Here is a 1,860-nt window from a genome sequence, read left to right as displayed (position 1 = left end):
GTCGCCGTTGTAGCTGTACCATGCGCCAGCCTTATCTACCAAGCCTTCCTTAACACCGAGATCTATGATTTCCCCCATGCGGTATATACCCTTGCCGTAAAGGATCTGGAACTCTGCCTGTTTGAATGGTGGTGAAACCTTGTTTTTTACAACCTTAACTCGCGTTTCGTTACCAATAATTTCGTCGCCCTGTTTTACCGCGCCGGTACGACGAATATCCAAACGTACCGATGAATAGAATTTTAAGGCGTTACCACCGGTTGTTGTCTCAGGGTTGCCAAACATTACGCCGATCTTCATACGAATTTGGTTGATGAAAATACACAAGCAATTAGCATTTTTAATATTACCCGTAATCTTACGAAGTGCCTGCGACATAAGTCTCGCCTGCAAGCCCATATGACTATCACCCATATCCCCTTCGATTTCAGCTTTTGGCGTTAAGGCAGCAACTGAGTCAATAATTAATACATCAACAGCACCTGAGCGTACAAGCATATCGGCGATCTCTAATGCCTGCTCTCCGGTATCTGGCTGAGAAACCAAAAGCTCATCAACGTTGACGCCTAACTTCTCTGCGTAAATTGGATCCAAAGCATGTTCAGCATCAACAAACGCACAGGTTTTACCTTGCTTTTGCGCCTCTGCAATAACCTGCAATGTAAGTGTTGTTTTACCAGAACTTTCGGGGCCATAAATTTCAACAATACGACCATAAGGAAGACCACCAATTCCCAAAGCAATATCCAGGCCTAGAGAGCCAGTTGATACAGAGGGGATCGCCTCTCTGGGCTGGTCGCCCATCTTCATTATTGCACCCTTACCAAACTGACGCTCTATCTGAGAAAGTGCAGCACCTAAAGCTTTCTTTTTGTTGTCTTCCATTTAAATATCCCCTAACTAATAACTCTTTGCAGGCCATAACTAAATATTACGACCAGTAATTTATACTGTATACATAATCAGTATTATGTGCAGTTAAATACTAACTGTCCAATATTTTTTTCATTATTTTTCGTTCGTCCAAACGCGAGCGTTGGCCAAGGTGACTTACTACTGTTTTAGGTCTATAGTATTATTATTAGTACCTTTAACCGCCTTGGATTGCAAAATACATGCTTGACCCGTTGAAACATTACATCCAGTTCTTTTGGCCTAAGCCCCACTCAATAAGCAAAGAGCTTCAGGTTCGCTATCGCTTATTACTTTACTTCCAGTTCTTTACCAACCTGGTAATGATTTACAGCATTATTAAATGGACTAAGGCCGACTATACCGCGCTTGTAGTATCATCTTCGATTGGGCTTCTCATGTCGCTTATTTCAAGCACCCTTGTGAGACTCAAGTGCTCTCCAAACGTAGTTGCTAACATGCTAATGGTTGGGGCCTTCCCTCATGGCTTCAATATGATCTACAGCCTTGGCGGCTTACATTCTTCACATATATTTTGGATTCCGACCCTGGTTTGTATTGCCTATCTATTAGCCAACAGAAAGTCTGGACTATTTTGGTTTTGCACCTCATTCACTAGCATTGGCTTATTGGTGTACTTCGATCGCAGCGGTGTGGTATGGAACAACTATCCTTTCAGTGAAAGCCAGAAGCTTATAGACACCTATTCCGGCTACTTATTGCCAATGATCATTATATGGCTTGGCCAGAGCTATGCTTTTCGCATAAGGCAAGAATCACTAGCTGAAGCAATCCAAGCAAATGAAGAGACAAGTAGTCTGGTAATTTCGGCCGAAAAGAACTCACAGCGCTTAGGAGAGATTCTGAATGAAGCCAAGTCGACATGCCATACCCTATCCACCTCATCAAGATCCTTGCTAGAAAACATCAAAAAAATGAACAGTGATA

General features: G+C 42.7%; 2 protein-coding genes. One reads left to right on the top strand and one right to left on the bottom strand.

Annotation, left to right across the window (positions count from 1 at the left end):
- On the bottom strand, positions 1-885 hold an 885-nt coding region (gene recA / locus A3757_RS18350), incomplete at its 3' end, for a recombinase RecA (protein WP_068740056.1).
- A gap of 230 nt (positions 886-1,115) precedes the next feature.
- On the opposite strand from recA, the gene A3757_RS18345 reads away from it, so the two are divergent.
- The coding region (locus tag A3757_RS18345; protein ID WP_156506405.1) for a hypothetical protein at positions 1,116-1,860 on the top strand (745 nt) is incomplete at its 3' end.

The sequence above is a fragment of the Oleiphilus sp. HI0117 genome, from assembly GCF_001635235.1.
The sequence above is the reverse complement of the archived record's forward strand: the minus strand, read 5'-3'. Positions and strand labels throughout refer to the sequence as shown.